The organism is Sphingomonas dokdonensis, from assembly GCF_002197685.1.
GTDB lineage: Bacteria > Pseudomonadota > Alphaproteobacteria > Sphingomonadales > Sphingomonadaceae > Sphingomonas > Sphingomonas dokdonensis.
Map to the genome: position 1 here is coordinate 498,280 of NZ_NBBI01000003.1, position 7,761 is coordinate 506,040.

General features: G+C 67.0%; 7 protein-coding genes. All 7 read right to left on the minus strand.

Features of this window, described 5'->3' with window-relative positions:
• Positions 1 to 15: 15 nt before the first annotated feature.
• The 7 genes from SPDO_RS10780 to ahpF all read right to left on the minus strand — a co-directional run bounded on the left by SPDO_RS10780 (position 16) and on the right by ahpF (position 7,623).
• Complete coding sequence (locus SPDO_RS10780; RefSeq protein WP_088367446.1) at positions 16 to 1,308, minus strand: amidohydrolase family protein; 1,293 nt, start codon at positions 1,306 to 1,308, stop codon at positions 16 to 18.
• The gene (locus SPDO_RS10785; protein WP_088367447.1) at positions 1,305 to 2,726 is read right to left on the minus strand and encodes an amidohydrolase; all 1,422 of its coding nucleotides are present in this window, start codon (positions 2,724 to 2,726) and stop codon (positions 1,305 to 1,307) included. Before SPDO_RS10785 ends, SPDO_RS10780 begins: the two co-directional genes overlap by 4 nt.
• Before the next feature lie 85 nt (positions 2,727 to 2,811).
• Positions 2,812 to 3,357, minus strand: coding sequence for an ATP-dependent protease subunit HslV (gene hslV / locus SPDO_RS10790; protein WP_088367448.1), 546 nt, complete (start codon positions 3,355 to 3,357; stop codon positions 2,812 to 2,814).
• A gap of 154 nt (positions 3,358 to 3,511) precedes the next feature.
• Complete coding sequence (locus tag SPDO_RS10795; RefSeq protein ID WP_088367449.1) at positions 3,512 to 3,919, minus strand: holin family protein; 408 nt, start codon at positions 3,917 to 3,919, stop codon at positions 3,512 to 3,514.
• A 13-nt stretch (positions 3,920 to 3,932) separates the two neighbouring features.
• On the minus strand, positions 3,933 to 4,469 hold the full coding sequence (locus tag SPDO_RS10800; RefSeq protein ID WP_088367450.1) for a glycoside hydrolase family 108 protein: 537 nt from the start codon (positions 4,467 to 4,469) through the stop codon (positions 3,933 to 3,935).
• A gap of 393 nt (positions 4,470 to 4,862) precedes the next feature.
• The gene (locus tag SPDO_RS10805; protein ID WP_088367451.1) at positions 4,863 to 5,840 is read right to left on the minus strand and encodes an NAD-dependent epimerase/dehydratase family protein; all 978 of its coding nucleotides are present in this window, start codon (positions 5,838 to 5,840) and stop codon (positions 4,863 to 4,865) included.
• A 205-nt stretch (positions 5,841 to 6,045) separates the two neighbouring features.
• A complete protein-coding gene (gene ahpF, locus SPDO_RS10810; RefSeq protein WP_088367529.1) occupies positions 6,046 to 7,623 on the minus strand; it encodes an alkyl hydroperoxide reductase subunit F in 1,578 nt (525 codons plus the stop codon).
• Between the last annotated feature and the right edge of the window lie 138 nt (positions 7,624 to 7,761).

Consider the following 7,761-nt stretch of genomic DNA (forward strand, 5'->3'; position numbering starts at 1 on the left):
GTCAGGCACAACGGCTCAGCGCTCATAGGCTTTCGGCAGCGCGCCTTCGGTCGGCACGAGATAGCGATCGCGCAGCTGCGACTGGCGCGACTGCATCGGCTGTGCGCGGCCGTCGATCCACACCGCCACCGGAGCGGAGGACAGCTCGAGCGGATCGCCATCCCACAATACCACGTCCGCACGGCGGCCGGTGCGGAGCGATCCGATCTCGCCATCCATGCCCAGCGCCGCGGCTGGACCGGAGGTGATCGACGCCAGCGCCTCGCCCCAGTTCAACCCAGTGTGGCCGGGCACACGGGTGATGCCCACCAGGTTACCGGCATATTGGCGCAGATTGTGCTCGCCGCCGTTGGCGCCGGTGGAGGCGAGGCCGACCTGAACGCCGGCAGCGCGCATGCGGCCGACGTTCGATTCGGTCGCGCCAAGCGACTCGAACTGCGCCGGAAGGTCGGCCAGTGCGGCGGCGATCACCGGCACGCGGGCAGCGGCGATCTCGCGCGCCACCATCCAGCCTTCGGACACGCCGGTCAGTACCAGCTTGAGCTTCGGATAATCGCGCGGCAGGGCGAGTACCGTCAGGATGTCGCTCGCCCGCTCGACATGGACGACCAGCGGCACCGCGCCGTCAAGCACGCGCAGCAGCGCCTCGGCGTCGCCGCGCTTGACCAGCGAATCCTTCTCGCGCCCGCCGAACGACGCCGGATTGCGGCGATAGTCCTGCGCCTGCGACAAGGCGTCGCGTAGCATGGCGTACGCCGCCGGGCGGCTGCCGCCGGCGAGGCGTCCGCCGCCTTCGCCAAGCTCAACGAACTGGAACGCGCGCGCACGAGTGACGGGCTGCGGATCGTTGCCCAGATCGATTACGGCGCCTTCGCCAGCAAAGATCGAGCCCGATGCCTCGGGCGCGACCAGCGCGCGCGTCACGCCGCCGCGCCGCTCGTTGGCGACCTTCACCTCGGCCGGGTTGATCGACACGGAGACGTCGATCGCGGCGTTGAAGGGCGAGGTGCGGGCGCCGGCATCGTTGCTTTCGGCAACGCCGGCGGCATCGGTGATGCCGAGATCGCTGAAGCCGGCGACGAAGCCGGGGGCGACCCACTTGCCGCTGCCGTCGATCACTTCGGCGCCGGCGGGTACGGCGACACCGCGGCCGGCGGCGGTGATGCGGCCGTTCTGAAACACGACGGTGCCGCCTTCGATCGGGGCGGAGCCGTCACCCAACGCGACGGTGGCGTTGGTGATGGCAACGGTCTGGGCCGCAACGGGCGAAGCCAGCATGGTGGCGAGGAGCAGGAGCGCGCGCTTCACTTGACGTCTCCCGAGCCGGGCTGGCCGAGCTCGAAGTCGCTCACCGGGCGGCGCTTCGGATCGTTCATGTCGTAGAGCAAGGCGCCATCGACCCAAACTTTTTCGGGGCGCGTGTACACGCTGAACGGATCGCCGTTCCAAAGCACCACGTCCGCCATCTTGCCGGGCACGAGGCTGCCGGTCCTGTCAGCGATGCCGAGCGCCTTGGCGGGTCCGAGCGACAGCCACTTCCACGCCACCTGCGGCGCGATGTCGATACCGGCGTGGTGGCCGGAGGCGAGCACCTTGGCGACTTCCTGATTGAGCCGCTGGATGCCGTTTTCATCATCGGAATGGATCATCGCACAGGCGCCGGCATTTTCAAGGATCGCTAGGTTCTCGCCGATTCCGTCGTAGCTTTCCATCTTGAAGCCGTACCAATCGGCCCAGACCGCGGCGCAGGTGCCGTTCGCCTTCAGGATGTCGGCAATCTTGTACGCTTCCACCGCATGGTGGAAGGCGGTGACCTTGTAGCCGAACTCCTTCGCCATATCCTCGACGATCGCCATTTCGTCGGCGCGGTAGCAGTGGTTCTGGATTAGGATGTCACCGGCGAGTACGCCACGCAGCGTGTCCATCGCGATGTCGCGATCGGGCATGTCGCCGCCGTCCTGTTCGTACTTGTCCCACTTGCGGCGATAGCTCTGCGCCTTCGCCCAGGTGGCGCGGTCGACCGCGACATTGCCCATGCGGGTGGAAGGCTGGCGGCCCTTGGAGCCATAGACGCGCTTCGGGTTTTCGCCGCAGGCCATCTTGAGGCCGTAGGGCGCGCCGGGGAATTTCATCCCCTGCATGGTGCGCGAATAGACGTTCTTCAGCACCACCGAACGGCCGCCCATGAGGTTGGCCGAGCCGGGCAGGATCTGCAGCGTGGTGACGCCGCCGTTGGCGAGGGCGCGGCTGAAGCCCGGGTCCTGCGGCCACACGCTGTGTTCGGCCCAGACGTCGGCGGTGATCGGCCCGGTCGCCTCGTTACCATCGCTGTGCGCCTGGACGCTGGGTGTCGGGTAATCGCCGAGGTGGCTGTGGATATCGATGACGCCGGGGGTCACCCACTTGCCGGTGCCGTCGATCACCTGCGCGTCCGCCGGCGCATTGACGCTCTGCCCGACGGCGACGATCTGGCCGTTGGCGAAGAGCACCTGGCCATTCTCGATCCGGCCGCCCTCACCGTCGAAGACGGTGACGTTGCGGACCACCGTCGGCACGCCGGGATAGGCGCGGTAGGTCGACGGGTAGGGGTCGCGCGAATAGGGCTTGGGCGGCGCCTTGGACGAGGCCGTCTTGGGGCGGGCATCGCCCTGCGAGCAGGCGACCAGCGACAGCGCGGCGAGGCCGGCTGCCAGCACGCGCCCGGCGGTGGAGGTGCGAAGGATCATGGCCGCCGTGATTGGACGGACACGCGGCGGAAGACAAGCGCTTAGCCGCTATCCTGGCGCAATCCGTCGCAACCGGGCGGCCGGATCAGCTAACGCTGTCGAGCGTCTCCACGACGAGGCGGTCGTTGGTATAGACGCACACCTCCGCCGCAATGCCCATCGCCTTGCGGCAGATCGTTTCCGCGTCCTTTTCGTAATCGACCAGCGCGCGCGCGGCCGCGAGCGCGAAATTGCCGCCCGAGCCGATCGCGGCGATCCCCGCCTCCGGCTCCAGCACATCGCCATTACCGGTGAGGATCAACGTCACGTCCTTGTCGGCGACGATCATCATTGCCTCCAGGTTGCGCAGGTATTTGTCGGTCCGCCAGTCCTTGGCCAGTTCCACCGCGGCGCGCATCAGATGGCCCTGGTGGCGCTCCAGCTTTGCCTCCAGCCGTTCAAAGAGCGTGAAGGCGTCGGCCGTCGCGCCGGCGAATCCGCCGATCACCTTGCCCTCGGGGCCTAGCGTGCGGACCTTGCGCGCGTTCGGCTTCATCACCGTCTGGCCCATCGATACCTGGCCGTCGCCCGCGACGACCACTTTGCCGCCGCGCCGCACCGAGAGGATCGTGGTGCCGTGCCAGACGGGCATGCTGCTTTGTTCACTCATGCGGCGGCATGTAGGGTGGATGGCGGGCGTGCAACAGACCCCCGGACGCGTAGCAGCGTGACGGTGCGGCGGTGCAAACTTCTCGAACCTTGTGCATAAAGGCATGAAGTTCGCGGCGTCCGGGGATGTGCCATGGTCAGCGCCCCTTTGCCTTGCCCCATTCGCGCGCCACGGTGTAGCCGAGATAGCCGGTGCCGAAGAGCGCGTAGAGCGGCTCGGGGATGCCGGTGAGATAGGCGTTCATGCCGCGCGCGATCGCCTCTGCCGTGGCGGGGCGGATCGCGGCGATGACACCCATCGGGATCGACCAGAGCAGCAGCACGTACATGACGTAGAGGAAGCTCGGCCGCGCGCGGCTGGTCCAGGGATCGGGTGAGCCGGCCTCCGCCAGCATCGCGGCCATTTGCGCCTTCAGCTGTTCGAGCTCCTGCGATCCTTCGAGCCGCAGCAATTCGACCTTTGCCGCCGCGCGCGCCTTGGGATCGGGGACGATCTTGTCGATCAGCGCGGCAAGCGGGCCGATCAAGGTGTCGAGCAATGCCATATCGGTTCTCCCCTCAGCTCAGACGGTTGGCGAGCCAGCCGTAGAGGAATGCCTCGTTGGCGGGGCGGCGTTCGGCCAGCGACAGGTAGCGTTCGCCCTGCAGGGCCTCGATCGCCTTGAGCAGCACGCGTTCGCCGCCGTTCCCGCGCGTCGCGAGAAAGCCGTCGAGCGCGGCGAGCGTCTGCGGCCCGACGCGGCCGTCGAGCAGCACGTCGGGGTAGTCGCGCGCGCCGCGGTTCAGCGCGTTCAGCGCGCGCTGGAGGAAACCGGTGGCGACCGCCGACCCCATGTTGACCCCGGTGTCGAACAATTCGGTGGCGATCAGGGATGCGCGCGTCGCCACCTGGTCGAAGCGCGGGCGTTGCCAATAGATGTGGCGGTAGATGGCGACGGCGGCTTCGCGCGCGAAATGCCGCATGTCGCCGGCATAGCCGTTGGCGCGCGCCACCGCCTCGGTAATGCCCCAGCGTGTCGCCCCGGCGCGGTCGGCCCGGTGGTTGGTGTAGCCGCCTTCGCGGTCGATCACCGCGTCGATCAGGTCGTCGATCATATGCCCCTCCGTTGTGAGAACGTATAGGGAACATACAGGAGGTGGCGGCGTGTAGGACAGCGGGCGTGCGGGGTGGCTTAACGCCCACCGTCATTCGGACGTGATCAGGGTCCAATGTGCCGCGACCTCGCTGGATTCAGCCATTGCGGCACCATGGATCCCGGATCAAGTCCGGGATGACGGGTGAGTGGGTGTGAGCGTCTGGACAACAACTCGCGTCATGCCAGGCCTGTCGTGGCATTCACGGTACCACGAGCTTCATGGCCGAATGGGTTTGCGGATGGGTGGACCCCGGCACAGGGCCGGGGTGACGCAGTTTATGAGACCGTGGGAGCGTTTCTCAGAGGCCTCGCACAGGGCCGAGGTGGCGGGTGAGTGGGGCGACTGGTTCGGTCAGCGCAGGCCTTTGTAGTCTTTGAACCAGTCCACGAACATCGGGATGCCGATTTCGATCGGGGTGGTCGGGGCGAAGCCGTGGTCGCGTTGGATCGCGGTGATGTCGGCATAGGTGGCGGGGACGTCGCCGGGTTGCATCGGCTCCAGGCTGCGGATCGCCTCCATGCCGATCGCATCCTCCAGCACGTCGATCATGCGCAGCAGCGGCTCGGGCTGGTTGTTGCCGATATTGTAGACTCGGTGCGGGGGATGGGTGCCCTCGTCGCGCGTCGGATTGTCGGTGACGGCGAGGACGCCGGTGACGATGTCGTCGATGTAGGTGAAGTCGCGGCGCATGTCGCCGTGGTTGAAGACACGGATCGGCTTGCCGCTGAGGATCGCGTCGGTGAACAGCCACAGGGCCATGTCGGGGCGGCCCCACGGACCGTAGACGGTGAAGAATCGCAACCCCGTCAGCGGCAGGCGGTAGAGATGAGCATAGGCATGGCCCATCAGCTCGTCCGCCTTCTTGGTGGCAGCGTAGAGCGAGATCGGGCCGTCGACGCGGTCGTCTTCGGCGAACGGCTGCTTGACGTTGCCGCCATAGACCGAGCTGGAGGAGGCGTAGTTCATCGACACCAGCCCATCGAGCCCGCGGGCATATTCGAGCATGTTGACCTGCCCGACGAGGTTCGACTGGACATAGGCGTGTGGGTTGGTGAGCGAGTAGCGCACGCCGGCCTGGGCGGCGAGGTGGACGATGTGGGTGATCGGGTGCGGCGCCAGCGCGGCGGTGAGCGCCGTGTTATCGGCGATGTCGACCTCGGCGAAGGTGAAGTTGGGATGCGCGAGCGTTGCGAGACGATCGCGCTTCAGCTGGACCGAATAATAATCGTTGAGATTGTCGATGCCGACGACCTGCTCGCCGCGATCGAGCAGCCGCCTGGCGACCGCCGCGCCGATGAAGCCGGCCGCGCCGGTGACGAGATAGGCCATGTATTCGCTCCCTTGCCCGGCGCGCGGTAGCGCAGGAGCATTGCCGTGGGCTTAAGGCCGGGCTTGAGACAAGGCGGGAGAGCTTCCGTCATGCCGGGCTTGTCCCGGCATCCACCGTGCCGCAAACTTACACGCTGCTGAGTTTGCGGCGCAGTGGACCCCGGGACAAGCCCGGGGTGACGCTGCTTGCGAGGCGGGGTCGCGGTTAGGCGGCCTCGGCGAGGTCCGCGGGCAGACGGATGAGATAGTCGAACGCGGACAGCGATGCCTTTGAGCCTTCGCCCATCGCGATCACGATCTGCTTGTACGGCACCGTGGTGCAGTCGCCGGCGGCGAAGATGCCCGGCCGCGAGGTTTCGCCGCGATGGTCGATCTCGATCTCGCCGCGGGTCGACAGCGCGACCGCGCCCTCGAGCCATTCGGTGTTGGGGACGAGACCGATCTGAACGAAGATCCCCTCGAGCGCGACTTCGTGCAGCGTCTCGCTGTTGCGATCCTTGTAGGTGAGCGCCACGACCTTGCTGCCGTCGCCCTTCACTTCGGTGGTAAGCGCGGAGGTGATCACCGTCACATTGGGCAGGCTGGCGAGCTTGCGCTGCAGCACCGCGTCAGCGCGTAGTTCACGATCGTATTCGATCAGCGTGACGTGCGCGACGATGCCGGCGAGGTCGATCGCCGCCTCGACGCCCGAATTGCCGCCGCCGATCACCGCGACGCGCTTGTTCTTGAAGAGCGGGCCGTCGCAATGCGGACAATAGGTCACGCCCTTGTTGCGATACTGATCCTCGCCCGGCACGTTCATCTGGCGCCAGCGTGCGCCGGTCGACAGGATCACGGTGCGCGCCTTCAGCGTGGCGCCGCTTTCCAGCGTCACTTCGTGGAGGCCGCCTTCCTGCATCGCCGGGACGAGCTTGGCTGCCTTCTGCAGGTTCATCACGTCGACGTCATAATCGCCGACATGCTGCTCGAGCTGCGCGACGAGCTTGGGGCCTTCGGTGTGGCTGACCGAGATGAAATTCTCGATCGACATGGTGTCGAGCACCTGGCCGCCGAACCGCTCGGTGGCGATGCCGGTGCGGATGCCCTTGCGCGCGGCGTAGATCGCCGCCGACGCGCCGGCGGGGCCGCCGCCGACCACCAGCACCTCGAACGGCTCCTTGGCCGCAATCTTCTCCGCCGTGCGCGCGGAGGCGCCGGTGTCGAGCTTGGCGAGGATTTGCTCCACGTCCATGCGCCCTTGCGCGAACGGCTCGCCGTTGAGGAAGATCGCGGGCACCGACATGATCTGCCGCGCCTCGACCTCGCCCTGGAACGCGCCGCCTTCGATGGCGACGTGGCGGATACGCGGGTTCAGCACGCTCATCAGGTTTAGCGCCTGCACCACGTCGGGGCAGTTCTGGCAGGTGAGCGAGAAATAGCTTTCGAACTGATAGTCGCCGTCGAGCGCCTGGACCTGGTCGATCACCTCCTGCGACAGCTTGGGCGGGTGACCGCCGACCTGGAGCAGCGCGAGGACGAGCGAGGTGAATTCATGCCCCATCGGCACGCCGGCGAAGCGCACGGCGACGTCGGTCCCGACACGGCGGATCAGGAACGAGGGGCGGCGCTGATCGTCGTCGGCGCGAACGACGCTGACCTGATCGGAAAGCGCGGCGATCTCGTCCAGCAGCTCCGCCATCTCGCGCGACTTGGCGCTGTCGTTGGTGGAGGCGACCAGCTCGATCGGCTGGCGGATGTTGGCGAGATAGCCCTTGAGCTGGGTTTTCAGATTCTGGTCGAGCATGTGCGGCTTCCTGTGATTGCTGGCTGCCTTCACGTCAGCGGTGCGGCCCCGCGGACTACCCGCCCTACAAGGGGGAGAGGGGAGGAGGGGGCGCACCGCTGACGTGAAGGCAGCCAGCAATCACAGGAAGCCGCACAT